25 protein-coding genes and 1 tRNA gene are annotated in these 25,172 nt (G+C 66.7%); all 26 read left to right on the top strand.

Going from position 1 to position 25,172, the window contains the following annotated elements; genetic code table 11:
* Window positions 1–4: 4 nt before the first annotated feature.
* Window positions 5–898 carry an RnfABCDGE type electron transport complex subunit B gene (locus Q7W51_05385; GenBank protein ID MDO8847800.1) on the top strand — a complete coding sequence of 298 codons (894 nt, stop codon included), beginning with the start codon at window positions 5–7 and terminating at the stop codon, window positions 896–898.
* A 3-nt stretch (window positions 899–901) separates the two neighbouring features.
* A complete protein-coding gene (locus Q7W51_05390; protein MDO8847801.1) occupies window positions 902–1,264 on the top strand; it encodes a NusG domain II-containing protein in 363 nt (120 codons plus the stop codon).
* Window positions 1,239–1,784, top strand: coding sequence for a Gx transporter family protein (locus Q7W51_05395; GenBank protein MDO8847802.1), 546 nt, complete (start codon window positions 1,239–1,241; stop codon window positions 1,782–1,784). The genes Q7W51_05390 and Q7W51_05395 overlap by 26 nt, the downstream gene beginning before the upstream one ends.
* A gap of 22 nt (window positions 1,785–1,806) precedes the next feature.
* Window positions 1,807–2,469, top strand: coding sequence for a DNA repair protein RadC (gene radC / locus Q7W51_05400; protein MDO8847803.1), 663 nt, complete (start codon window positions 1,807–1,809; stop codon window positions 2,467–2,469).
* A 192-nt stretch (window positions 2,470–2,661) separates the two neighbouring features.
* Entirely contained in the window at window positions 2,662–3,702 is a 1,041-nt protein-coding gene (locus Q7W51_05405) for a rod shape-determining protein (GenBank protein ID MDO8847804.1), read from the top strand.
* Between the two features lie 17 nt (window positions 3,703–3,719).
* Window positions 3,720–4,577, top strand: a complete 858-nt coding sequence (gene mreC, locus Q7W51_05410; GenBank protein MDO8847805.1) for a rod shape-determining protein MreC — start codon at window positions 3,720–3,722, stop codon at window positions 4,575–4,577.
* Window positions 4,574–5,086 (top strand): rod shape-determining protein MreD, encoded by a 513-nt coding sequence (gene mreD / locus Q7W51_05415; GenBank protein MDO8847806.1) that lies wholly within the window; start codon window positions 4,574–4,576, stop codon window positions 5,084–5,086. The genes mreC and mreD overlap by 4 nt, the downstream gene beginning before the upstream one ends.
* Window positions 5,087–5,128: 42 nt before the next feature.
* Window positions 5,129–7,054, top strand: coding sequence for a penicillin-binding protein 2 (gene mrdA, locus Q7W51_05420; protein MDO8847807.1), 1,926 nt, complete (start codon window positions 5,129–5,131; stop codon window positions 7,052–7,054).
* Between the two features lie 4 nt (window positions 7,055–7,058).
* The gene (rodA, locus tag Q7W51_05425; GenBank protein ID MDO8847808.1) at window positions 7,059–8,210 is read left to right on the top strand and encodes a rod shape-determining protein RodA; all 1,152 of its coding nucleotides are present in this window, start codon (window positions 7,059–7,061) and stop codon (window positions 8,208–8,210) included.
* Window positions 8,211–8,228: 18 nt separating this feature from the next.
* Window positions 8,229–9,293, top strand: a complete 1,065-nt coding sequence (locus Q7W51_05430) for a DUF697 domain-containing protein (GenBank protein ID MDO8847809.1) — start codon at window positions 8,229–8,231, stop codon at window positions 9,291–9,293.
* Window positions 9,286–11,133: a TIGR03960 family B12-binding radical SAM protein gene (locus Q7W51_05435; GenBank protein ID MDO8847810.1), complete on the top strand. Its 1,848-nt coding sequence runs from the start codon at window positions 9,286–9,288 to the stop codon at window positions 11,131–11,133. The genes Q7W51_05430 and Q7W51_05435 overlap by 8 nt, the downstream gene beginning before the upstream one ends.
* Window positions 11,126–11,797 (top strand): TIGR03936 family radical SAM-associated protein, encoded by a 672-nt coding sequence (locus tag Q7W51_05440; protein ID MDO8847811.1) that lies wholly within the window; start codon window positions 11,126–11,128, stop codon window positions 11,795–11,797. The genes Q7W51_05435 and Q7W51_05440 overlap by 8 nt, the downstream gene beginning before the upstream one ends.
* Before the next feature lie 10 nt (window positions 11,798–11,807).
* Window positions 11,808–13,295, top strand: a complete 1,488-nt coding sequence (locus Q7W51_05445) for an Rne/Rng family ribonuclease (GenBank protein MDO8847812.1) — start codon at window positions 11,808–11,810, stop codon at window positions 13,293–13,295.
* Window positions 13,296–13,407: 112 nt separating this feature from the next.
* Window positions 13,408–14,034, top strand: coding sequence for a 50S ribosomal protein L21 (gene rplU / locus Q7W51_05450; protein MDO8847813.1), 627 nt, complete (start codon window positions 13,408–13,410; stop codon window positions 14,032–14,034).
* Between the two features lie 56 nt (window positions 14,035–14,090).
* A complete protein-coding gene (gene rpmA, locus Q7W51_05455; protein ID MDO8847814.1) occupies window positions 14,091–14,342 on the top strand; it encodes a 50S ribosomal protein L27 in 252 nt (83 codons plus the stop codon).
* 114 nt (window positions 14,343–14,456) lie between these two features.
* Complete coding sequence (gene obgE / locus Q7W51_05460) at window positions 14,457–15,767, top strand: GTPase ObgE (protein ID MDO8847815.1); 1,311 nt, start codon at window positions 14,457–14,459, stop codon at window positions 15,765–15,767.
* Window positions 15,760–16,863: a glutamate 5-kinase gene (gene proB, locus Q7W51_05465; protein ID MDO8847816.1), complete on the top strand. Its 1,104-nt coding sequence runs from the start codon at window positions 15,760–15,762 to the stop codon at window positions 16,861–16,863. Before obgE ends, proB begins: the two co-directional genes overlap by 8 nt.
* Before the next feature lie 33 nt (window positions 16,864–16,896).
* Window positions 16,897–18,150: a glutamate-5-semialdehyde dehydrogenase gene (locus tag Q7W51_05470; protein MDO8847817.1), complete on the top strand. Its 1,254-nt coding sequence runs from the start codon at window positions 16,897–16,899 to the stop codon at window positions 18,148–18,150.
* Complete coding sequence (gene nadD, locus Q7W51_05475) at window positions 18,147–18,758, top strand: nicotinate-nucleotide adenylyltransferase (protein MDO8847818.1); 612 nt, start codon at window positions 18,147–18,149, stop codon at window positions 18,756–18,758. Before Q7W51_05470 ends, nadD begins: the two co-directional genes overlap by 4 nt.
* Before the next feature lies 1 nt (window position 18,759).
* Complete coding sequence (gene yqeK, locus Q7W51_05480; GenBank protein ID MDO8847819.1) at window positions 18,760–19,338, top strand: bis(5'-nucleosyl)-tetraphosphatase (symmetrical) YqeK; 579 nt, start codon at window positions 18,760–18,762, stop codon at window positions 19,336–19,338.
* On the top strand, window positions 19,335–20,528 hold the full coding sequence (locus Q7W51_05485; GenBank protein ID MDO8847820.1) for a LytR C-terminal domain-containing protein: 1,194 nt from the start codon (window positions 19,335–19,337) through the stop codon (window positions 20,526–20,528). Before yqeK ends, Q7W51_05485 begins: the two co-directional genes overlap by 4 nt.
* 12 nt (window positions 20,529–20,540) lie before the next feature.
* Entirely contained in the window at window positions 20,541–20,939 is a 399-nt protein-coding gene (gene rsfS, locus Q7W51_05490; GenBank protein ID MDO8847821.1) for a ribosome silencing factor, read from the top strand.
* On the top strand, window positions 20,936–21,889 hold the full coding sequence (locus Q7W51_05495) for a DMT family transporter (GenBank protein ID MDO8847822.1): 954 nt from the start codon (window positions 20,936–20,938) through the stop codon (window positions 21,887–21,889). The genes rsfS and Q7W51_05495 overlap by 4 nt, the downstream gene beginning before the upstream one ends.
* 72 nt (window positions 21,890–21,961) lie before the next feature.
* Window positions 21,962–22,037 (top strand) — tRNA-Ala (locus Q7W51_05500).
* A 127-nt stretch (window positions 22,038–22,164) separates the two neighbouring features.
* Window positions 22,165–22,560 (top strand): protease inhibitor I42 family protein, encoded by a 396-nt coding sequence (locus Q7W51_05505; protein MDO8847823.1) that lies wholly within the window; start codon window positions 22,165–22,167, stop codon window positions 22,558–22,560.
* Window positions 22,561–22,632: 72 nt separating this feature from the next.
* Window positions 22,633–25,167: a leucine--tRNA ligase gene (gene leuS / locus Q7W51_05510; protein MDO8847824.1), complete on the top strand. Its 2,535-nt coding sequence runs from the start codon at window positions 22,633–22,635 to the stop codon at window positions 25,165–25,167.
* Window positions 25,168–25,172: the final 5 nt, after the last annotated feature.

The following is a 25,172-nucleotide window of genomic DNA, read 5'->3' on the forward strand; positions in this document are numbered from 1 at the left end:
CTTCATGCTCATAGCAAAGGCGATGGGTGCACTTGCGGTTATCGGCCTGGGTACGTCCGCGGTGCTCGCGACCGCGGCGAAACGCTTCCACGTGGAAGTCGATCCTCGCGTAGAGGCGGTCGCCGCCGCGCTGCCGGGCTCGAACTGCGGCGCCTGCGGCAACGCATCGTGTTTCGCGGCCGCCGAGGGTATCGCCATGGGCGAGAAGCCCGTCAATTCGTGCGTTGCCGGCGGTCAGAAGGTGGCGGACGCCATCGCGCTGATCATAGGGGCCGAGAGTTGTGTCGCAGTCGCTGTGATCTCGGCCCGGCACTGCGGCGGCGGGACGAACGCGGTCCGGGCGTACACGTATGTCGGTGTCATGTCATGTGCCGCGGCGAACCGTCTGGCTGGCGGACCGCTCGCCTGTGCTGCCGGGTGTATCGGGTTCGGCGACTGCCAGCGTGCGTGTCCGTTCGGGGCGATTTCGATGGACGAGCGTGGGCTCCCCGTCATCGACGTGCATCGGTGCACCGGATGCGGAATTTGCGTCAAGGAGTGTCCGCGCGGGCAGATCTCGCTGCTCGAGCTCGTTCCGGAGGCCGCGCCGGTCGTGGTGCGCTGCAACGCGCACGACAAGGTGAAGGGCCGCAAGGCCAACTGCTCGATGTGCTGCATCGCCTGCAAGAAGTGCGAGCGCGAGTGCCCGAGCGATGCGATACACGTGATCGACATGCTCGCCGTTGTCGACTACGAGAAGTGCACGGGCTGCGGGACGTGCGTGGAGGTGTGCCCACAGAAGTGCATCGACCTGTACGGGCGTGATAGCGCGATCGACGTCAAGGCCGCCGATGGTGCAGGTCCCGGCACGACGGCCGAGTTGGCCGAACCGGCCGAGCCGGTCGAGGTGGGTGCCTGACGCATGACCCGCGCGGACCGGATCGTCATCGGCATTCTGGCGCTCGTCACGGTGGCGCTCTGGCCGCTCGCTTCGGCAGCGGCGACCGACGATGCAGACCGTGTGACGATCACCTGCCCGGCCGGCGAGACGGTCGTCTCGCTCGCCGAGGATGCGGAGTATGAGATAGCCGGTGCGACGGGCAGCGTGACCGTTCGCATCGAAAGCGGCGCGGTGAGCGTGACCGAGTCCGGTTGTCCCGATCAGACGTGCGTGCGAACGGGCGCGGTCACGGCGGCCGGCTCGGTCATCGCATGCGTTCCAAACCGCGTCATCGTTCGAGTGGGGGGTGCCGACCGCGATGGCCTCGACGCTCGCATACGCTGACGCGCCGGGCGGGATCGTCATCTCGCCTTCGCGTCGTGTAGCGGTCACTTCAGCGCTGCTCGCCTCGGCATGCGTGCTCGGCCTGGTTGAAGCAGCCCTGCCCGGTCTGCCGGTGGTGCCATGGCTTCGGCTCGGCCTCGCGAACATCGCGGTGGTCGTGGCCCTTGCGGCGCTCGGTATGCGTGCGGCGACTATCGTCAGCCTCGGCCGCGTCGGCATCGTCGGACTCGCGACCGGCACGCTGCTCGGCCCCGCATCGCTCATGGCGGGCGCGGGAGCACTTGCGTCTCTCGCAGTCATGGGTGCGCTGTCCCGGTACGCGACAGGCACGTCCCCCGTGGGGTGGTCCGCCGCCGGCTCCGCCGCGCATGTGATCGCCCAGTTCACCATCGCCGCAGGTCTGCTTGGCTCGGGAGTCGTTCTCTCGCTCGCACCGCTGTCTGTGCTCCTCGCGCTCATCCTCGGCGCACTCGTGGGCCACCTCGCCCTGGTCGCGGTCTCCCGTCTCCGCATGGGGTAGGCTCGATCGGGAGGAGTGACCGGTGGCACCGCGACTTGTTGCGGAGCGTTCTCACGCGCGCGATCTTGTGTTGTGCGGCCAGGCTGGTGCAGTGTCCGATGCCGCGCTCGTCGCGCTCGTCCTGGGCACCCGCGAGGACGGTATCGGCAGAGGCGTGCTGGAGCGGCATCCGATCCCCGACGGGCTGTGGCGCCTGAGTGCGGAGGACCTCGTCGGCTACGAGGGTGTGGGTCCCGCCGGGGCCGCGCGGCTCCTGGGCTGTCTCGAGCTGAGTCGGCGCGCATCCGCCCGTGGGTCCGCGCCCCGACCGTACGTCACGCGCGCCGAGGATGTGGTCCGCCTGTGCGCGTCGCAGTTCCGCGGTTCGGACCGGGAGCACTTCTGGGCACTTGCGCTCAACACGAGGAACCAGCTCATCCGCGTCATCGAGGTGTCGGTGGGCAGTCTGAACGCCTCGATCGTGCACCCTCGGGAACTCTTCAAGGAGGCCGTAAGGCTCTCGGCGGCCTCCGTCGTTGTGGTTCACAACCACCCGAGTGGGGACCCAACCCCCTCGGGCGCCGACATCCAGCTCACGCGCCGATTGGTGAAGGCCGGAGACGTGCTTGGGATCGAGGTGCTCGACCATGTGGTCATCGGCGATTCGGGCGAGCATGCGAGCTTTCGCGACCTCGGTCTGATGTGACCGATACCGCCCGCCACCTGCGGGGTTGCGGAACCGAAACCTCTGCAGAGGGTGCCGCGGCCTGCTCAGTCTGGTACACTTCACGCGGTGTGCGGGAGAACCGCGTCTTAGTGGCGCGCCCGCACGGACCTCGTTCTTGCCGGCGGGCGACGGGCCAATGTGCCCCGACCGCCGTTGAAGGGAGCAAGCGACTTGTCGCTCATCGATATGTTCTTCGACTCGTGGGGCGGGGACATGGCGGTCGATCTTGGCACCGCCAACACCCTCGTGTCCGTGCGCGGTCGCGGCATCGTGCTCATCGAGCCGTCGGTCGTTGCGGTCGAGCGGGATACTAAGCGTGTGCTCGCCGTAGGCGTCGACGCCAAGCGCATGCTCGGCCGCACCCCCGGCAGCATCGTCGCCATCCGGCCCCTCAAAGACGGCGTCATCGCCGACTTCGAGGTCACCGAGGCGATGCTCCGCTACTTCATCAACAAGACTCGCGTGAAGCGTTTCCCCTGGCAGCCCAAGCCGCGCGTGGTTGTCTGCGTGCCGTCGGGCGTGACCGAGGTCGAGAAGCGCGCGGTGTTCGAAGCCACGATGCAGGCCGGCGCGCGGAGCGCGTACCTCATCGAGGAGCCGATGGCCGCTGCGATCGGGGCGGGGCTGCCCATCCAGGAGCCGACCGGCAACATGGTGGTCGACATCGGAGGCGGCACGACCGAGGTCGCGATCATCTCGCTCGGCGGGATCGTGGTGGCGCAGTCCATCCGCATCGGCGGAGACGAATTCGACGAGGCGATCATCGCCCACATCAAGAAGGAGTACAACGTCCTCATCGGCGAGCGTACGGCCGAGGAGATCAAGTTCGAGATCGGGTCGGCGTATCCGCTCGCCGAGGAGCTCGATGTCGAAGTCCGCGGCCGCGACCTCCTGACCGGCCTGCCGAGGACGTTCCAGGTTTCTTCCGAGGAGATCCGGGTCGCGATCGAGGAGCCCACGATGGCGATCATCCAGGCCATCAAAGGTACGCTCGAGAAGACGCCGCCGGAGCTTTCGAGCGACATCATGGAGTACGGGATCGTGCTCACGGGTGGAGGAGCGCTGCTCCGCGCGCTTGACGAGCGCCTCCGCTTCGAGACCGGCATGCCTGTGCATGTCTCCGAGAACGCGCTCATCAACGTCGTGCTCGGCTCGGCTCAGGCCCTCGAGGAGATCGACGTCCTCAAGAAGGTCCTGACCGTCTCACGGTAGCGGCGGAGGCCGGTCGTATGCGGATAGGGCAGCCTGAGCCGAAGCGCGGTAACCCTCGATTGCTCATAGTGCTCATCGTGCTGTCCCTCGTGATGGTGACGGTGTACTTCAGAGAAGGCGACTCCGGACCGCTTCACACTGCGCGTGGCGTCACGATCGAGGTGACCGCCCCGATCGCGCGTCTCGGGACCGCGATCACCAGTCCGTTCCGGAACTTCGGCGATTGGCTCGAGGGATTCGGCGCGTCGCGCGAGCGCCTCACGGCGCTCGAGGAGCAAAACGAGGAGCTGCGTGCCCGGCTCGCCGAGCTCGAGGAGGCGCGTCAGGAAAACGAGCGGCTCCGCGAACTCGTCGCCTTCGCCGAGGGTCAGGACCTTGCCCGGCTCGGCGCGAACGTCATCCGACGCCCGGTGAGCATCTGGGAGGGCGTGATCCAGCTCGACCGCGGCTCGAACGACGGCGTGCAGCCCGGCATGCCGGTCATCGCTGCGCAGGGTCTCGTCGGCCAGGTCGCCGAGGTGTCTCCCAATGCGTGTACCGTCCGCCTCCTAACCGACCAGCAGAGCGGCGTTGCCGCGCTCGTGCAGTCGACGCGTGCCACCGGCGTGATCCGCGGCTCGGTGAGCGGGGCGTTGTCGCTGGACTTCATCGACCGGGCCCTGGTCCCGGTCGAGGGCGATGTCGTACTCACGAGCGGTCTGGGCGGCGTCTATCCGGCGGGTATCGTGGTCGGGGACATCGTCGCGGTGAGCGACAAGCGCGGCGAGCTCTATCCGGATGTCACCGTCGAGTCCCGTGTGCCGGTCGACCGTATCGAAGAGGTGCTCATCCTCGTGGGCTTTGCCGCCGATGCCGGGTCGGGTGAGGTCGAGTGAAGCGCTGGTGGGCGACGATCGGCGCGCTCGCCGCGGCACTCGTGCTGCAGGTCATGCTCGCTCCGCATATCGCGATCGGGAACGTGATCCCGAACATCCTGCTTCTTGTCGTGATCACCCTGTCGTTTGTAGAGGGCCCGTCGGCCGGGGCGGTCGCTGGCTTCGTGGCAGGATTGCTTCTCGACTTCCTGTCCACTGGACCTGTTGGTGCGTGGGCGCTCGTGCTTTCGATCACCGGCTACACGGCTGGCATGCTGCAGGAGAACCTCTTTGCCGAAGGCTGGCTCGCGCCGGTCACTGTGGCGATCATCGCCGGCCTGCTCGCCGACTTCGCCTACCTGCTGGTCGTCACCATCCTCGGTGTCGGCCCGGCCTTCTGGGCCTCGCTGGTCCAGGCCGTGCTCCCGAGAGCGGTGTACAATGCGGTCCTGGTCATGCTCGCGTATCCGTGGTTGGCGCGGTTCTTGCGCGCTGACCGCTCGATGAAGTCCTTCCGGCGCCTCGCGTAAGCGACGGCTGCACCGTCAGTCCGTCTGGAGTAACGGCTACCTATGGCAACGTACCGGCAGGAGCTCAAGAGCCGCTTCGCGACGCTCGGCATCATCGTCGTCGTGGTCCTGACCGCGCTGCTCGTACGCCTCTGGACGATGCAGGTCCTGAACGGGGAGTCGTTCGCAGCTCAGGCCGAGAACAACCGCGTGCGCGAGATCTCCATCGACGCACCGCGTGGCGAGATCTACGACCGCAACGGCGTCGCGCTCGTGACCAATCGCTCGGCGCTCGCGGTGTGCGTCGATCCTAGCGATGACGACGTGCGGGACATGATCATCCGTGCGCAGGATTCCGACTCGGCAAACGACCCGACGCGGCACGAGACCGAGGAGCTGTTCGGCGAGTTCGCGAGCATGGTGGGGGTGACTCCCTCCGACGTGCTGACCGCGATCTCCGACGTGAGCCAGGAGGCGCTTCGGCCGCGCGTGGTCGCAATCGACGTCCCGGGAGATGTGGTCGCCCAACTGCTCGAGCGGCAGACGGACTTCCCGTGGGTCGTGGTCGAGGAGACCTCGGTACGCGAGTATCCGTACGGTTCGCTGGGCGCGCACGTCATCGGCTACACAGGGGCGATCTCCGAGGCCGAGTACGAGCAGTCAGACGAGTACGCCGGGTACGAGCTCGGCGATATCGTGGGGAAGACCGGCGCAGAGCGACAGTTCGAAGGCGTGCTGCAGGGCGACAAGGGATGGCGCCGGATCGAGGTCAACGCATCCGGAAAGTCGCAGGGCGTGGTGAGCGAGCAGGAGCCGCGCGCCGGCAACGACATCCAGCTCACGCTCGACATCGAGGCGCAGCGCGTCGCCGAGGAGCAGCTTGCCGACGCAATCGCCGAGGCGCGGCGTCAGGGCTACGCGAGCGCGAAGGCGGGAGCCGCTGTGGTGGTCGACATCACCACAGGCGAGGTCATCGCGATGGCGAGCGCCCCCTCGTACGACCCGTCCGCGTTCCTCGGCGGGATCAGCACCGCAGAGTGGGCGTCCCTCACCGCGAAGGAGAGCGAGTATCCGCTCAACAACCGGGCTATCATGGCCGCGTACCCGCCGGCGTCGACCTTCAAGGTCGTGACCGCGATCGCCGGCCTGGAAGCGGGCATCACCACCGAGAACACGACCTATACCTGCACGGGCCGCTGGACCGACATGGGCACGCAGTGGCCCAAGTGGTGCTGGAAGCGCGCGGGGGGACACGGAACACTCTCGCTGCGCAGCGGCATGAAGAACTCGTGCGATACCGTCTTCTACGAGATCGGCTACGAGTTCTACAAGCGCAAACTCGAGGAGCTGCAGGCGCAGTCCCGGGCCTTCGGGCTCGGCTCCGAGACGGGCATCGACTTGCCGGGTGAAGTAGACGGGCGGGTTCCCGATGCCGCGTGGAAGAAGGCGTTCAACGAGAACTACCCCGAGTACCAGATGTGGTTGCCGGGCGACACCGTGAACATGGCCATCGGTCAGGGCGATATGCTCGCCACGCCGCTACAGATGGCGTGCCTGTACGCGGGCATCGCCAACGATGGCACCGTGATGAAGCCCTACGTGCTCAAGTCAGTGCTCGACAGTGAAGGCCAGCCAACGCGGACCACGCAGCCTTCGGTGCTCCACGATACGACGGTTTCCGATGCTTCGCTCGCCGTGATAACGCGTGCGCTCATAGACGTGACCGAGGAGGGCACCGGTGCGGGCGCGTTTGCGGGTTTCCGTGTGAATGTGGCCGGCAAGACCGGCACCGCCGAGGTCAAGGGCAAGGACGACTACGCGTGGTTCTGCGCGTACGCTCCGGCCAATGAGCCGCGGTATGCCGTCGCGGTCATCGTCGAGCAGGGCGGTCACGGCGGCTCGGTGACCGGTCCGGCAGCGCGCAACATCCTGGCCCAGCTTCTGGGCGAGCCGCTCAAGACCATTCGAACGACCGACCAGTCGAGGTAGGGCGATGATCCGCAAGTCACGATCGAGAAGGTTCCTGGACGCGGTCAACGTGCCGCTCGTCCTGTGGTCCCTTGCCCTGATCGGATACGGCACGATCATGGTCGCCTCGGCCACATCGGGGATGAGCGGGGGCAGCGGTATGCTGCTCCGTCATGCGGTCGGCATCGGCGTGGGGCTCGTGCCACTGGCGCTTGCCTGGGCGTTCGACTACACGCGCCTCCGTGGCTGGCAGGGGCCGCTCATCGCGCTGGCGGCGTTCCTGCTCATCAGTCCGCGGATACCCGGCCTGGGGTACGAGGCGGGCGGCGCCACCTCCTGGCTTTCTGTCTTCGGCGTGCGCTTGTTCCAGCCGTCCGAGCCGGCGAAGCTCATCTTCATCGTGGTCGTGGCCTCGGTCATCTCGTCGTTCAAAGGCCGGATCGATGAGCCGCGAGACGCGCTCAAGGTGATGGCATACCTGAGTGGAGCGGTCGGTCTCATCTTGCTTCAGCCCGACCTGGGCACCGGACTCGTGTTCGTGGCGATCACGTTCATCATGCTCATCGCCGGTGGCATGAAAGGCCGCTACTTCCTCGTGATGCTCCTTGTGGCGGCGGTAGGGCTCGTTGGCATCGTGGCTGTCGACTCATCGCTGGACAAGCTGTTCGATAGAGATGTGGCGCTCAAGGAGTACCAGCTGAACCGGCTGCTCGTCTTCATCGATCCGGCACGCGATCCTGACGACGCCGGCTACAATCTCGCGCAGTCGAAGATCGCGATCGGGTCTGGTGGACTGGCGGGCAAGGGCCTGGGTTCGGGCACTCAGTCGAACCTGCACTTCATCCCCGAGCGGCACACGGACTTCATCTTCTCGGTCCTCGGTGAGGAGCTCGGCTTCCTCGGGGCGGTCACCCTGCTCGGCTTGTACCTCGCTCTCCTGATCACGGCGCTGGCGATCGCTACATCGTCGCGTGATCTATACGGGGCGCTTATCGCCGCAGGCGTTCTCGGCATGTGGCTGTTCCAGATCTTGGAGAACATCGGCATGACGGTGGGTATGATGCCTATCACAGGGATTCCTCTGCCGTTCATGAGCTTCGGCAGTTCCGCAATGGTGACGAATCTTGGTGCGATCGGACTGCTCCTGTCGGTGTGGTCCAGGCGCTATGGCACCTGAGTCAGAGGAGGGCACGACATGGCACTCCCGCTCGATGTGCGCGATGTGATGAAGTCCGGCGCCCGCTATACGGAGGAGCGCTCCCAGAACGTTTCGATCGCGGTGCTCGTGGAGGTCGACGCTTCCGACGCGCTCATCGAGGCTGTGCGTCAGCAGCTTCGCCCGGCCACGGCCGCGGTGTCGCTGCAGATCGAGGTGGCCGAACTCGGTGCGGCGCCGATGGTTCCGCAGGGCACCGATCTGGTCATCGCAATCGCCGGCACCGGCAATGTAGGGCTTCGCGAGGCGCTCGCAGGGCCGCGACAGATGCGACTTCCGCTGGTCGTCGTCTCGCTCGGCGAGGAGGACCGCGCGGGGTTGCTCGCCGGTTCGCTGCTGCAGCCCACCGGGAATCTCATCGTGCGTGCCGAACCCGAAGAGGTGGTGGCTCGCCTTGGCCTGTGGATAGCCGACAACGTCGGCAGTAAGCGCCTCGCGCTCGCGCACAACTTCGCCTTCATGCGCCGCGCAGTGGCCGAAGACGCCATGAAGACAACAGCGCTGCAGAACGGACTCATCGGAGCGGTCACGCCGATTCCCGGCGCCGACATGCCCATCATGACCGCGAACCAGGTCAAGATGTTGCTCCAGATCGCCGCGGCGTACGGCCAGCCGCTCGGCGTGGAGCGCATCAGGGAGCTTGCCGCAGTCCTGGCAGGCGGCTACCTTCTGCGCACGATCGCGCGTCAGGCGCTCGTGGTCGTCCCGGTGCTCGGGTGGGCAATCAAGGGCGGGATCGGGTACACGGGCACGATAGCGATGGGGCGCGCGGCGGTCAGCTACTTCGAGAGCGGCGCGGACCTGAGCCAGCTGACCGCGCACTTCCGGACCCTACGGGACAGTGCCCTCGCCAAGAGCCGGGCGTACGGCCCGCGGCTCCTGGGTCGCGCGCGCCGACGCGCACTGCCCGCGATGGAGCAGGAGGCGCTCGAGCCCGCAGGCGGGCGTCCTGTGACCATCGTCTCCGACTCGGCGCCTGCGGAGCCTGCCCAGCCTGCCCAGCCTGTCCTGCCCTTTGCCGAGGTCGAGCCTGCTGGTGAGTGATCTCTGGGAGCGAGTGCAGCCGCTGCTGGCGCGAGTGGAGCGTCCTTCGCGCTACATCGATCGCGAGTGGGGGGCCGTGCACCGGCCCGACGCAGCCTACCGCGTGGCGCTCATGTATCCCGATACCTACGAGGTCGGAATGGCGAACCAGGCACTCCAGGTGCTCGCCGACCGTCTCGCTGGGCTCGACGATGTGGCATGCGAGCGCGTCTTCGTGCCCTGGACCGACATGTCGGCGGCCATGCGCGCGGCCGGTGTGCCCCTGTACACACTCGAGTCGTGCCTGCCGGTCGCCGGGTGCCAGATGCTCGGCATCACCATCCCGCATGAACTCACGTACACCAACATCCTCGAGGCGCTCGATCTCGCGGGTATCCCGCTGCGCGCCGAGGAGCGCAGCGAGGGCGATCCGCTCGTGATCGGTGGTGGTCCTTCGGCGCACAACCCCGAGCCGCTAGCGCCGTTCTTCGATGCCATTTTGATCGGCGATGGCGAGGAGGCCGTCCTCGAGATGGTGGCCGCGCATCGGGCCGCCCGCGAGCGCTCGGCAACTCGAGCAGAGACGCTGCGCGACCTCGCGGGCATCGAGGGCGTCTACGTGCCCTCACTCTACGTCGCTGGACCGGACGGCGCCTTGGTGGCCTCGGCGGGAACGCCTGAGCGTATCACGCGACGCGTGCTCCGAGATCTTGACGCAGTTTCGAGTCCCGTGTGCCCCGTCGTGCCCTACGCCGACGTCGTCCATGATCGCGCCACCATCGAGGTGCTCCGCGGCTGTTCGCGGGGGTGCAGATTCTGCCAGGCGGGTATGGTGTACCGCCCGGTCCGCGAGCGTCAGGCCGACGCGATCGTGCGAGATGCGATCGCGACGCTGTTCTGCACCGGGTACGAGGAGATCTCGCTCACGTCGCTGTCGACCGCCGACCACTCGCAACTCGAAGAGGTGCTCCGACGTCTATTCCGCAGGTTCGAAGACGCCGATGTGGCGATCTCGGTGCCCTCGCTCAGGGTGGACTCGTTCACGCTGTCGCTCGCGCGTCTGCTGGGCGGAGGGAAGCGCAGCGGTCTCACGTTCGCTCCCGAGGCGGGTTCACAGCGGCTGCGGGACGCCATCAACAAGAACGTGACGGAGGACGAGCTGCTCGAGACCGTGGCGGCAGCGTTCGGGGCGGGGTGGCGCCGACTCAAGCTCTACTTCATGGTCGGGCTGCCGACAGAGACCGACGAGGACGTCGTTGCGATAGGGGGGCTCGTCTCCCGGGTGCTCGCCGTGGCGCGTGAGGCAACACCGCCTGCCGAGCGTGGCGGCCTGCGCGTGGCCGTATCTGCCTCGACATTCGTCCCGAAGGCCCATACCCCATTCCAGTGGGAAGGGCAGCTGCCCGCGGGTGAGGTCCGCCGCAGGCAGTCGCTCCTGAGGGACGCCATGCCGCGTCGTGGCGTCGAGCTCTCCTGGCACGATGCCGAGACGTCGTTCCTCGAGGCGGTGCTCGCCCGTGGCGACCGGTCCCTCGCCGATGCGATCGAGGCGGCATGGCGCGCCGGCGCCGTCTTCGACGCCTGGAGCGAGCGTTTCGAGCTTTCGCGCTGGACGGCCGCGTTCGAGTCGACAGGCATCGACGCCGGCGCTCGTGCACATGACCCGTTCGCCGAGGACGAGACTCTGCCCTGGTCGCATATCGACAGCGGGCTCGCACGCTCGTTCCTGCTCGCAGAGCGCCATCGCGCGTACGAGGGCATCATCACCGAGGACTGCACGTTCGGCGACTGCACCGGGTGTGGCGTGTGCCCGGCGCTCTCGGCAGACGTCGTTGTCGCAGGGGGCGGTCGCCGTGGCTGAGGGATTCCGCCTGCGCGTCTGCCACCGCAAGTCCGGTCGGCTGCGCTTCCTTTCGCATCTCGAGGTGGTCCGCGCATGCGAACGCGCTGCGCGGCGAGCGGCGTTGCCGTATGCTGTCAGTCGAGGGTTCACGCCTCGTATGCGCATGTCGTTCGGCCCGGCGTTGCCGGTCGGCACCGCGGGGGAGCGGGAGTACTACGACCTGACGCTCACCCGCTACCTGCCGGCCGCCGAAGTGTGTGCCTCATTGACAGCGGTGACCGCCGAGGACCTTGCTCCGCTGCAGTGCGGCTACGTGACCGCGCGGGAGCCGTCCCTGGCTGCCGCTCTAACCATAGCGATGTATGAGTTGAGCCTGGAAGGAGGGATCCCGCCCGAGGAGCTGCAAGGCTCTCTGCACGGACTGATGGGGGACGGTACGATCAGCGTCGAGCACAAGGGCAAGCAGAAGGTTTATGACCTCGCCGAAGCGCTCCCGAAGGAGCCTGAGGTGACGTCGGCAGGAGACCGCACCCTCGTCCGCCTGGCTGTCAAGATGGGTGAGCATGGGTCTCTGAGGCCTGAAGTGCTGATACGCTCGGCACTCGGAAGAGACATCCGGGCTGTCGTGACCCGTACCGATCTGCTCATCGACGATGAGGGAGTCTGGCGCCGCCCCCTGTAGCGGGGACGAGGTGTCTGACATCACCCGCGAGATGCTGATCTCGCATGATACCCACGAGACGCGCGTCGCGATCGTTGAAGACCGGCGGCTCGTCGAACTGTACGTCGAGCGGCCCAAGCGGAGCGTCGTCGGAAACGTCTACCTCGGCAAGGTGAAGGACGTCCTGCCGGGGATGCAGGCGGCATTCGTGGACATCGGACTCGAGAAGAACGCCTTCCTCTACGTCGACGAGGTCGTGACACCGGAGGGCGCGTCGACCTCGGCGAGCCGGGATATCCAGTCGCTGCTGCGCCCCGGACAGCAGCTCATGGTGCAGGTGCTGAAGGACCCGATGGGCACCAAGGGAGCCCGGGTCACGACCGAGATCACCCTGCCGGGGCGCTTCCTGGTGCTCATGCCGTTCTCGCCGTTCGTGGGCCTGTCCCGCAAGCTCGCAGACGCAGAGCGAGACCGGCTCGAGCAGATCATCTCTCCGCTCGTGCCGGAGGGGGTCGGCGTCATAGTGCGTACCGCCGCAGTCGGCGCCACAGAGACGGACCTGACGGGTGATCTGGAGTTCCTGCTGCGTCTGTGGGGTCGCGTGCGGAATCAGGCGCGCGACGGTCTGGCGCCGGAGGTCGTCTACACCGAGATGGATGTGGCGCTTCGGCTGGTGCGCGATGCGTTCGGCGACGAATTCCGCCGGCTCGTGATAGACGACAAGCGGGTCTTCGAGAAGGTCACGTCGTTCCTGCGCAAGACGACGCCCAAGCTCGTGAAGCGAGTGCAGCTGTACAAGGATCGACTTCCGCTTTTCGAGACGTACGGCATGCGAGACGACATCATAGGAGCCGTGCTGCGCGAGGTGCCGCTGCCTTCGGGCGGGCACATCACGATAGACATCACCGAGGCGCTGACGGCCATAGACGTCAACACCGGCAGCTACGTGGGCCGGAAGAACCTCGAGGACACCGTGGTCCGCACGAATCTCGAGGCCGCGGTCGAGGCCGTTCGGCAGCTGCGGCTTCGCGACATTGGCGGCATCATCGTGATCGACTTCATCGACATGGAGGACCCCGCGAATCGTCAGCTCGTGATCGACCGGCTCACGGAGGGTCTCGAGCGCGACCGGACCAAGACCCGGGTCTCCGAGATGTCGCGGCTCGGCCTCGTGGAATTGACGCGCAAGAACGTGACGGACGGTCTCTACGGTGTGCTCACCGAGCCGTGTCCTACCTGCCACGGTGAGGGGCGGGTTCTCTCTGACGCGACGAGGCGCATCAGTGTGGAGCGTCGACTTCGCGAGATCCTGCTCTCGGGACGCTCCTCGGCATACCTGGTGGGTCTCAACCCGCAGACCTATGCGCTCGTGAGCGCACCCGGGCACAACGCGATCGCGCTTCTGCGCGCGGAGACGGGCAAGCAGCTAAGCGTCATCGCCGACCCGGACGTGGCGCCAACGGAGGTTCGAATTCTGATCGAAGGCAAAGCCGGGAGCATCGGGCTCGAGATGGACTGAGAGTCGGCGCAGGTGAGCCGTCCGTTGAGCACTGTCGCGCGTTGACGCTCGCACGCCCGTTCTGCTAGGATTTGCGCTCGCGTGTATTCCCTTTATGACTGGAGCGATACCCATGTATGCAGTCGTGAACACCGGCGGCAAGCAGGCCAAAGTCGAGGTCGGCACCGTGATCGCCGTTGATAAGCTCAAGGCGAAGGTCGGCGACACCGTCTCACTGCCCGTTCTCATGATCGCCGACGGGGAGACCATCCTGGCCAAGCCGGCGGAGCTCACCGGAGCTGGCGTAACAGCCCAGGTGCTCGAGCACTTCCTTGGCGACAAGCAGATGGTGTTCAAGTTCAAGAAGCGCAAGGGCTACAAGCGCACGAGGGGTCACCGCCAGCAGCTCACGAGCATCGTGATCCTCGATATCGCCGCGGAGGGCGCCGCGAAGCCGAAGGCCGCCAAGGCCGCTGCCGCGAAGCCCGCAGCGCCCAAGGCCGCGAAGCCCGCAGCGCCCAAGGCCGCAAAGCCTGCTGCGCCCAAGGCCGCAAAGCCTGCTGCGCCCAAGGCCGCAAAGCCTGCTGCGCCGAAGGCCGCTGCGCCCAAGGCCGCGAAGCCCACTGCACCCAAGGCCGCGAAGCCTGCTGCACCCAAGGCTGGAGAGGCCGCGCAGTGCGCGGCCATCAAGTCCGACGGCACCCGGTGCGCGAACAAGGCGAAAGAGGGCTCCAAGTACTGCGGCGTCCATGCGAAGTAGCTCGAAGGCTGATACACTACTCGGGCGTTGCCCGACGGATGCGAAGGTGAACTGAAATGGCTCACAAGAAAGGTATGGGGTCGACCAGGAACGGTCGCGACTCCCAGTCTCAGCGCCTCGGCGTGAAGCGCTTCTCCGGTCAGGTCGTGACCGCCGGCTCGATCCTCGTGCGCCAGCGGGGCACGCGCCTGAAGCCGGGTCAGAACGTCGGCCTCGGCCGCGACGACACGCTGTTTGCGAAGATCGATGGCGTCGTTGAGTTCACGCACGGCAAAGACCGTCGCGTGCACGTGTTGCCGCAGGCCTAAGCACCATACCTGCCACACAAACGCCCGAAGGCCTCCCGCTTGCGTGCGGGGGGCCTTCTGCATTCCGGGGACCGGCTCGACTAGAATGGAACCCCGGTACGACCTGGGAGCACCATGTTCATCGATGAAGTGAGAATACATGTGAAGGCCGGCGACGGCGGCGCAGGCTGCGCGTCGTTCCGGCGTGAGGCGCACGTGCCAAAGGGCGGACCCGACGGGGGCGATGGCGGTCCCGGCGGTGACGTGGTGCTCGAGGCCGACGGCACGCTCACCACACTGATCGACTACCACTACAAACGTCACTTCAAGGCGGTGCGCGGCACTCACGGTAAGGGAGCGGGCAAGGACGGCGCCCACGGCCCGGACTTGATCCTGCACGTGCCGAAGGGCACCGTCGTCCGCGACGCCGATACCGGCGAGACGCTTGGTGATCTCACGCGAGACGGTCAGCGACTGATCGTGTCGCGCGGTGGTGGCGGCGGACTCGGCAACCGGCATTTCGTGACCGCCACGCGACGCGCTCCTTCGTTCGCAGAACTCGGCGAACCCGGGGAGGAGCGGTGGGTCGATCTGGAGTTGAAGCTGCTTGCGGATGCCGCGCTCGTGGGTTTGCCGAGCGTTGGCAAGTCGTCGCTCATCGCCCGCATGAGCGCCGCGCGTCCCAAGATCGCCGACTATCCCTTCACGACCCTCGTGCCGAACCTCGGCGTGGTGTCCAGCGGCGAGCGATCGTTCGTGGTGGCAGACGTTCCGGGGCTCATCGAGGGCGCCAGTGAAGGGGCGGGCCTCGGCCACGCCTTCCTGCGCCACATCGAGCGGACCGCACTCATACTCCATGTACTCGATCTCTCCGGCAGCTACGAAGGCCGCGATCCTCTCGAGGACCGTGCGGTGATCGACGCCGAACTTGCGGCGCATGCAGCCGAGCTCGCGGACCGGCCCCAGATCATCGTCGGCAACAAGCTCGACGCCGAGGGCGCCGAAGAGAACTCGGCTCGAGTGGCCGCGTGGTGCGAGGCCAACGAGCGGCAGTACTTCGCGGTGTCCGCTGCTACCGGTGATGGCATCGGTCCGCTCATTCGGGCAGTGGCTGAAGCTGTGCACGAGATACGTCTGGCGCTCCCATCGGAGGACGCCGAGTTCCAGGCCGAATACGTGCACGTGCCATCGGGAGACCGCGACATCGTCGTTGCCCGCGCCATGGACGGTGGATGGGACGTCACTGGCGTAAGTATCGAACGCGCCGTGATCAAGACCGACATGAACAACGAAGAGGCGGTCGCCTATCTGCAGCGCCGTCTCGGCAAGATGGGGATCGAAGGGCGCCTGATCGCGGCTGGCGCCGTTGATGGCGACACCGTGCACATCGGCCCGGTATCATTCGAGTTCGAGTCACCGACGGGGGACGGGGAGGGGCTTGGCTAAGCGCACGGTCGTCATCAAGGTGGGCAGCTCGACCGTCACCGGTGCGGACGGCCGGATCGATCGCGGCTATCTGGCGTTACTGGCCGAGCAGGTGTCCCGTCTGCGTTCGGCAGGGGACCGCGTGGTCGTCGTGACGAGCGGCGCGATCGCCGCGGGTCTCGAAGCGCTTGAGATCGCCACGCGTCCGACCGACATGCCCACGCTTCAGGCCGCTGCTGCTATCGGCCAGGTGCGCCTCCTCGACGCCTATCGTGACGCGTTCAACACTCAGGGCGCCAAGGTCGGCCAGGTGCTGGTCACGCGTCACGACGTCGGGCATCGGCAACAGTACGTGAACGCCTGCCACACGCTCGAGCGCCTGCTCGACCTCGGCGTCGTGCCGATCGTGAACGAGAACGATACGACCGCCGTCGAGGAGATACGATTCGGAGACAACGACTACCTGGCCGCACTGGTCGGGATGATGGTGCACGCGGATGTGGTGGTGCTCCTCACCGACATCGAGGGCCTGTACACTGCCGACCCGCGGTCGGATGCGGGCGCACAGCTTGTCGAGGTCGTGGATGCCGTGACGGACGAACACCTCGCAGCTGCAGGTGGCGCCGGTTCGGCGGTGGGTAGCGGCGGGATGTCGACCAAGCTCGAGGCGGCCCGCGCGCTCATCAAAGCCGGCATCCCCATGGTCGTGTGCGAGGGGCACCGGCCCAACGTGATCGTGGATGCCGCGCAGGGACGACCCGTGGGCACGCTCTTCGCGGGCGGCGACGCGGCGGTCAAGGGCAAGAAGCTCTGGCTCGCCTACGCGGGCCATCCGAAGGGTTCCGTCACGATTGACGATGGCGCGAGGGTCGCCCTATGCTTGGGCGGCAAGAGCCTACTCCCGGCCGGTGTCCTCGACGTGACCGGGAGTTTTGTCGTCGGCGACCCCATCTCGGTGGAGGACCGGAACGGGAACGTCGTTGCGCGTGGAGTGGCGGGCATGTCGGCCGAGGATCTGCAGAAGGTCCGCGGGCTGAAGACGAGCGAGATCGCCCGGGTGCTGGTGGCATGGAACGGCTCGGAAGTCATCCATCGCGACCATCTCGTGATCCTCTAGACCGGGTTCGGACGAGGGAAGGGACGAAAGCAGATGTCGGAGGTCCGTGATCTCGCCACCCGCGCACGTCAGGCGGCCATCGCGCTCGCGAGTACGTCGACCGACCAGCGCAATCGCGCACTCCTCGTGATGTCGCACGCCCTGGTAGCGCAGCAGGACGAGATCATGGCGGCCAACGAGGCCGACATGGCCGAGGCGCGGGCCAAGGGCACCTCTGTCTCGCTGCTCGACCGGCTCGAGCTCAGCCCGATGCGCATCAAGGCGATCTCCGAGGCGTTGAAGAGCCTGTCGGTGCTGCCCGATCCGATCGGGGAGGTTCTGACAGGCTCGCGGCTCGCAAACGGCATCTGGCTTCAGCAGGTGCGGGTTCCCATGGGCGTCGTCGCCATCATCTACGAGGCCCGGCCGAACGTGACAGCCGATGCCGCGGGCCTGTGCGTGAAGACCGGCAATGCGGTCATCCTGCGTGGGGGTTCGCTTGCGGTGAACTCCAATCTCGCCATCACCAGGGTGCTCTCGAACGCAGCGGTGAGTGCCGGATTGCCCGAGGGCTGCATCCAGTCGGTGGCGTCCACCGAACGCGAGGCTGCCGAGGAACTGATGGGGCTTCACGGAATGATCGACGTGCTCATCCCGCGCGGCGGTGCGGGGCTGATCAAGAGCGTGGTCGAGAACGCCAAGGTCCCGGTGATCGAGACCGGTGTGGGCAACTGCCACGTGTACGTCCACGAGAAGGCCGATCCTCAGATGGCGAGGCGCATCGTGGTCAATGCGAAGTGTTCGCGACCGGGCGTCTGCAACGCCGCCGAGACCCTTCTCATCGATGATGCGATCTACGAAACGGTCCTCCCGCCGATCCTCAAGGAGCTTGAGGAGGCGGGCGTCACCATCTACGCCGACGATAAGACCCGTGCTCTCGGGGCGGTCATGCGCGTGAACCCCGCCACCGAGGAGGATTGGGCGACTGAGTACCTCGACCTCAAGATTGCGTGCAAGGTGGTCTCGGGTCTCGATGAGGCGATCCGCCACATCAACACCTACGGGACCAAGCACAGCGAGGCGATCGTGACCGAGGACTACACGGCGGCGGTGCGATTCCTGAACGAGGTGGACGCAGCCGCAGTGTACGTGAACGCGTCAACGCGCTTCACTGATGGCGGTGAATTCGGCCTCGGCGCGGAGATCGGCATCTCGACCCAGAAGCTTCACGCGCGCGGACCCATGGGGCTCGCCGCGCTCACGACCACCAAGTACGTCGCGATGGGAAGCGGTCAGATACGGGAGTGAGAAAGCAACTCCGGCTTGGCATCATGGGCGGCACGTTCGACCCGATCCACTACGGTCATCTCGTTGCCGCCGAAGAAGCGCTCGTCCAGTTCAGTCTGGACCGCGTGGTGTTCATGCCTACCGGCGAGCCTGCGCGCAAGTCGCACCGTCGGGTGACGTCAGCCGAACACCGCTACCTGATGACTGTCATCGCCACGGCGAGCAATCCCGACTTCACGGTCAGCCGTCTCGAGGTCGACCGCCCGGGCGTCACCTACACCGTCGACACCATGCTGGAGTTGCGCGCGGCCCACGGATCCGAGACGGAGCTCTTCTTCATCACCGGCGCAGACGCCATTCTCGACATCCTCACCTGGAAGGATTCGGCCCGCCTCGCGGGGGCATGCACGCTCATCGCGGCCACCCGTCCGGGCTACGACCTCTCGCGCATCATGACGCAACCGGGCGCCGAGGCATTCTCGATCGAACTCATGGAGGTTCCGGCGCTCGCAATCTCCTCGACCGATATCCGCACGCGGATCGCGGCCCGTCGGCCCGTCCGCTACCTGCTGCCCGAGGCCGTGGCCACATACGTGCGCAAGAACGGCCTCTACGAGGGGACGGTCTGACGTGCCGGTCTCCTACGAGCAGGCGCACGCGCAGGTGAGGGCACGTCTGTCCGCAGAGGCGCTCGGCCACTCCGAGCGCGTTGCAGCCACCGCGGCGCACGTCGCCTCGCTTTACGGCTACGATCCGGAAGCCGCTCGTCTCGCGGGACTTCTTCACGACTGGCACCGGGAAACGCCCGCCGAAGACCTCGTCGGGCGGGCGCGTCGCCTCGGCCTCGACGTGACCGAGGTGGACGAGGCTGTGCCGTACCTCCTGCACGGACCGGTCGCGCAGGCGGATCTCGAGCTCGAGTTCCGCGACCTCCCCGAAGACGTGCTGACCGCCGTCGGCGCCCATACGTACGGCATGCCGGACATGGCGCAATTGTCGATGATCGTGTACATCGCCGATGTCATCGAACCGGCGCGCCACCAACACGGCGTTGACTCACTGCGCTCCTCGGCCGGCGTGCGCCCGCTCGAAGACCTGTTCGCCGAGGCGTATGCCGCCTCACTGCATCACCTCATCGAGCGCCGGAGACGCATCCACCCACAGACGGTCTCGACCTGGAACGACATCGCGGCGAGGAGTCACCGATGAGCGCGCGCCGACACGCAGGGCGCTCGCGTGACGACGATCGGGAGCTTCGGCCGTCCCCGGAAGCCGACTATCCCCGGCGCCGCACGCACCACGAGCCCGAGCGGCCCCCGACCTCGAAGCCGGAGCCAGGGTGGCGCGCCACGAAACGCTCGTCCAAGCTCGGCAAGCAGGTCCGCCGTGACGCGCGGACGGAGCGGCGCAAGCAGCAGCTCAGCGAGGGCGTCCGTGCCACCAAGAGCAGCGCGATAGGGGTCATGCAGATCGCCGCCAGGGTACTCGTTGGTGCAGTGGCGCTCGTGCTCGTGCTGGCGTTGCTGGTGCTCGGCGTGAACGCTGGTGCCCGGTGGATGGCAAAGCGTCAGGCCGAGCAGGACGCGACCCCGGAGGCCCTCGCCGAGCAAGCGCGCGAGAACCTGCTGATCGTGGGCGTCACCGACACGACCGCCGAGTTCCTTGCGGTGCGCCTGGATGAGACCGACGGACAGATACTGGGCATCGCCATACCGAGCGGCGCGTTCATGGAAGTGCCGGGCCAGGGCTTCGAGCGCGTCGGCGAGAGCTACGGCTCGGGCGTGGGGGTCTCGCTCGCGGCGGTGTCGAACTACCTATCGGTGTCTTTTGCGCACTACGTGGTCGTGGACGACACGGTCTACCAGGATGCGCTGACGAATCAGAGCCTTCGCGACGTGATGGCCAACGTGCAGGAGTCCGATCTCAGCGCCGAGGACCAGAAGCGCATCGCCGAGTTCATCGACTCGGTGGGCAGCGACCGAACGGCGCTCGTGTCACTGCCGGTCAAGCCGATCGACCTCGGCGGGCAGACGTACTACGAGCCCCAGCGCGACGATATCGCGGACCTGTTGCTCCAGTGGTGGGGCGTCAGGATTGGTGCCGAGGACTCCTCGGTGCGGGTGATAATCTACAACGGCGTCGGCACGCCGGGCATCGCGGGAGCAGCGGCACAGCAGCTCATCACCGCGGGACTGCGGGTCGTGGACACCCGGAACGCCGACAGGTTCGACTACGACACGACGATGATCGTCGTCCAGAGCGGGAGTCCCGATCAAGGGGAGCAGGTGCGTCAGGCATTGGGTGTTGGCGAGATCGTCGAACAACCCTCGGATCAGGATGTCGCCGACGTGGTGGTCATCATCGGCCGCGACTACGTGCCGCCGGTGGCGAATCAGTGAACGGAAGGAGCAATCACCCTGGAACCCCGTGAAATCGCACTGCTCGCCGCCGAGGCGGCAGCCGAGAAGAAGGCAGCGGACATCGTGGTGTTGGACGTGGCCGAGACGCTCGTCATCACCGCGTTCTTCGTGGTAGCGACGGGCTCGAGCGATCGTCAGGTGAAGAGCATCGCCGATGAGGTCGAGGACCAGCTGCGCGAGAAGGCCGGCGTGAAGCCCATCGGCCGGGAAGGCGAGCGCGAAGGCAAGTGGGTGCTGCTGGACTTCGGCGACTTGGTCGTGCATGTGTTCCAGCCGGAGGAGCGTGACTTCTACCGGCTCGAAAAGCTGTGGTCCGACGCGCCGCGCGTGGAGCTTCCCGCGTCGGTGGCCGAGCAGACGGCGCCCCAGCCGGAGGCCGCCAACTCGTGAAGCGGGGCCTCAGGGTCTACGGGGTTCAGCTCGCGCTCATAGCCGTGGCGGCCGTGTGGGGCGGGACGTTCGTCGTCGTCAAGGACGCGGTGTCACAGTACCCGCTCTACGCGTTCCTGGCGCTTCGCTTCGCGATCGCCGTCGTGGCGTTCGCGGTCGTGCTCCCCTCATCACTCACCCGCCTGCGCAGAGACACGCTCGGTGTGGGGCTTCTTGCCGGGGTGTTCCTGACCGCAGGCTACGTGTTCCAGACCTGGGGCCTGCAGGGTACCAGCGCCTCCAAAGCCGCGTTCATCACAGGCATGTTCGTGGTCATCACGCCAGCGCTCCAGGCGCTCGTGCTACGGCGGGTGCCAAGGCGCACGACGGTGCTCGGCGTGGTGCTCGCTGTTGCGGGGCTGTGGCTCCTCTCCGGTGGCGGGGAGGGCGGATGGACGGTGGGGGATACCCGTGTGCTGCTCTGCGCGGTTGCGTACTCGGCGCACATGATCGTTCTCGGGGGCCTCGGCGACCGCCACGACGTACGTCCCCTGACGCTGGTACAGCTTGCCACCGTCGCGGTCGTCTGCGGCGTGGTGTCCGTGGCGACCGAACCGATAGCGCTGCCCTCCGAAACGACGGTGTGGGTGGCCCTCGTGATCACCGGCGTGTTCGCCTCGGCGGTGGCCTTTGCCGTGCAGACCTACGCTCAGCGGTTCCTGTCGCCGAGCAAGACCGCGCTCATCCTTATCACCGAGCCGGCGTTCGGCGGTGTCTTCGGGTGGATCGCGGGCGAGCGGCTCGGCGTGAGCGGTCTTGCGGGCAGCGCACTCATCCTCTCGGGAATGGTCGTGGCCGAGATGCTGGGCGTCGGGACCGAAGTCGGTGCCGATGCGGTCGAGTACGAGCCGAGTGTGGAGGGTCCGCCGGTTCCGCTGCTGGACGAAGGCCCGGAGACGGTGCCCGAGTAGGGAAGCGGTCGGGTTGACCGGGCCGAAGCGCCTGGTATACTTCCGTTTGCTGCGCGAGCAGCACCCAGACGTGGGGCCATAGCTCAGCTGGGAGAGCGCATGGCTGGCAGCCATGAGGTCAGGGGTTCGATCCCCCTTGGCTCCACCAAAGACAGATGACGCAAGGCCCGGAGATCCTCCGGGCCTTGCTCGCGTTCAGTTATGCGCGAACCGCGGAGGGCGTGCTAGCGTCTCACGGGTATGAACGACGTGCAGGCATCGAGGGGGGAGTCCCGATGAGACGCGCGACCATTGTGTGGGTCGTCATGACGCTCGCGATCTCGGCAGCGGCCGTGGCAGGCTGTGACGGCGATGTCCGGCTGAAAGACGACGACAACGGCACGAGCGTGACGCTCGCGAATGGCGAAGCGCTTGAGCTCGTGCTCACCTCGAATCCGACGACCGGCTACTCATGGAGTGCGGTCGAGGTCCCGGCGTGTCTCGATCAGGACGGCGAGCCGGAGTACGACTCCGACGCGCTTCCCGGCATGGTGGGTGCGGGCGGCGAGGACACGTGGCGGTTCGTGGGGGCGGAACCCGGCGAGGGCACACTTCGGCTGGAGTACAAGAAGTCGTGGGAGGGCGAGGTCGAGGCGGTCCAGGTCTATGAGATCGACGTGACCGTGGAGTAGGCTGCTCGGCGCTCGGCTTCCGCTACAATGAGGCGCACCTGTCGCACCCATTGTAGAAGCGGAGGCACTTGCGTGACGCGCCCGTACGAACCGCACGCGTTCGAGGAGAAGTGGCAGGCAGTCTGGGACGCCGAGGGACTCTACTCGGTGACGGAGGACCTGTCGCGGCCGAAGAAGTACGTCCTCGAGATGTTCCCGTACCCTTCGGGCGACATCCACATGGGTCACGTGCGCAACTACTCGATCGGCGACGTGGTCGCCCGCTTCTCGACCATGCGTGGTTTCAACGTGCTGCATCCCATCGGCTGGGACGCATTCGGGCTGCCGGCCGAGAACGCGGCGATCAAGAACGCCACCCACCCGGCAAAGTGGACGTACGCGAACATCGACACCCAGGCGGCGTCGTTCAGGCGCATGGGCTTCAGCTACGACTGGGACCGCACCGTCAAGTCATGCGACGTGGACTACTACCGCTGGGGTCAGTGGATCTTCCTGAAGTTCTGGGAGCGCGGCCTGGTGGAGCGCAAGAAGTCCCCGGTCAACTGGTGCCCGAGCTGCAAGACCGTGCTCGCCAACGAGCAGGTGATCGGCGACGGCGTGTGCTGGCGCTGCAAGAGCGTGGTTGAGAAGCGCGACCTCGAGCAGTGGTACTTCAAGATCACCGAGTACGCCCAGGAGCTGCTGGATGATCTGGACACGCTTCCGGGCTGGCCCGAGCGCGTGAAGACCATGCAGGCCAACTGGATCGGCCGCAGCGAGGGCGCCGAGGTGGATTTCACGCTCTGCGATGCGAGCGGCGAGCCCACCGAGACCACGATCACCGTGTTCACCACGAGGCCGGATACGCTCTTCGGCTGCTCGTTCTTCCTGCTGGCGCCCGAGCACGCGCTCGTGCGCGAGCTCACCGAGGGCACCGAGTACGCCGCGGCTGTGCAGGCCGTCATCACCGCGACCGCTCGCGAGACCGCGGTCGAGCGGGCGAGCGGCGAGGCCGAGAAGGTGGGTGCGTTTACCGGGAGGTACGTGGTGAACCCGGTCAACGGCGAGAAGGTGCCGGTGTGGGTGAGCAACTACGTGCTGATGGAGTACGGCACCGGTGCGGTCATGGCCGTGCCCTCCGGCGACCAGCGCGACTTCGACTTCGCGCGCAAGTACGCGCTCCCGATCCCGCCGGTGGTGGTGGCCGAGGACGACCCGCTGCTCGAAGATCTGCGTGATGCGCGCGACCGCGTTTCGAGTGACGTGCCCTGGGCCGGGGCGTTCGACGGCTACGGCGTGATGGTGCAGTCAGGCGAGTTCACGGGCATGCGCGGCGGCAAGGCGAGCGAGGGCATGAAGGCCGTGACGGAGTGGTTGGCCGAGCGCGGACAGGGTCGCTTCTCCATCAACTTCCGTCTGCGTGACTGGCTCATCAGCCGTCAGCGGTACTGGGGCAACCCGATCCCGGCCGTGCACTGCCCCGCGTGCGGGCTGGTCCCGGTGCCCGAGGAGCAGCTGCCGGTGGTGCTTCCTATGAACGTGGACATCACCAAGGGCGAGACGCTTGCGGATCATCCCGAGTTCTACGAGACGACATGTCCGAAGTGCGGCGGCGCGGCCAAGCGCGAGACCGACACGATGGACACGTTCACCTGCTCCTCGTGGTACTACTTCCGCTACTGCGATGCCCGCGACGACTCGGCGGCATTCGCGCGCACGAATGCCGACTACTGGATGCCGGTCGATCAGTACATCGGCGGCATCGAGCACGCGATCCTCCACCTGCTGTACTCGAGGTTCTTCACGAAGGTGTTCGCCGATCTGGAACTCACCTCGGCGCGCGAGCCGTTCACCAACCTGCTCACGCAGGGCATGGTGAAGAAGGACGGCGAGACGATGAGCAAGTCCAGAGGCAACGTGGTGGCGCCCGAGGACATGGTGGCACGCTACGGCGCCGACGCCTTGCGCGCATTCATCCTGTTCATGGCGCCGCCCGACAAGGACCTCGACTGGAACCAGGACGGCCTTGAGGGCATGTCCCGGTTCCTCGGCCGGCTATGGCGATATGTCTCCGAAGTTGCCGAAGGCTCCAATGCAGGCGGTGGCGCAGGCGACGATGCCCTCGCAAAGACGCTGCGCCGCGAGCGGCATCGGGTTGTGGGTAAAGTGACGGACGACATCGAGCGGTTCGGCTTCAACACGGCCCTCTCGGCGATGATGGAGCTCCTGAACGCCGCCGGCGACTACCGTCGGACGGTAGCGTCTGACGTACGCGACGCCGCGCTCGAGCGCGAGGTCGCCCAGACGCTCGTTCTGCTGATCGCACCATACGCCCCGCACATGGCCGAGGAGTTGTGGCGCGAGGTGCTCGGACATGAAGGGTCGGTCCATCGCGAGGCATGGCCGGCGTTCGATGCGGCGCTTGCGGCTGCCGATGAGGTCGAGATCGCAGTGCAGGTGAATGGCAAGGTACGCGCCAAGCTCACGATCGCGGCCGATGCGGCCGAGGACATGGTTCGCGAAGCGGCCCTCGGCCTGCCGAAGGTCCAGGAGCACCTGGCGGGGATGGAAGTCCGCAAGGTGGTCGTCGTCCCGGGTAAGCTCGTGAGCATCGTCGCCGCGTCCTGAAGCTT

The organism is Coriobacteriia bacterium (assembly GCA_030652115.1).
Taxonomy (GTDB): Bacteria; Actinomycetota; Coriobacteriia; order Anaerosomatales; family Anaerosomataceae; genus UBA6100.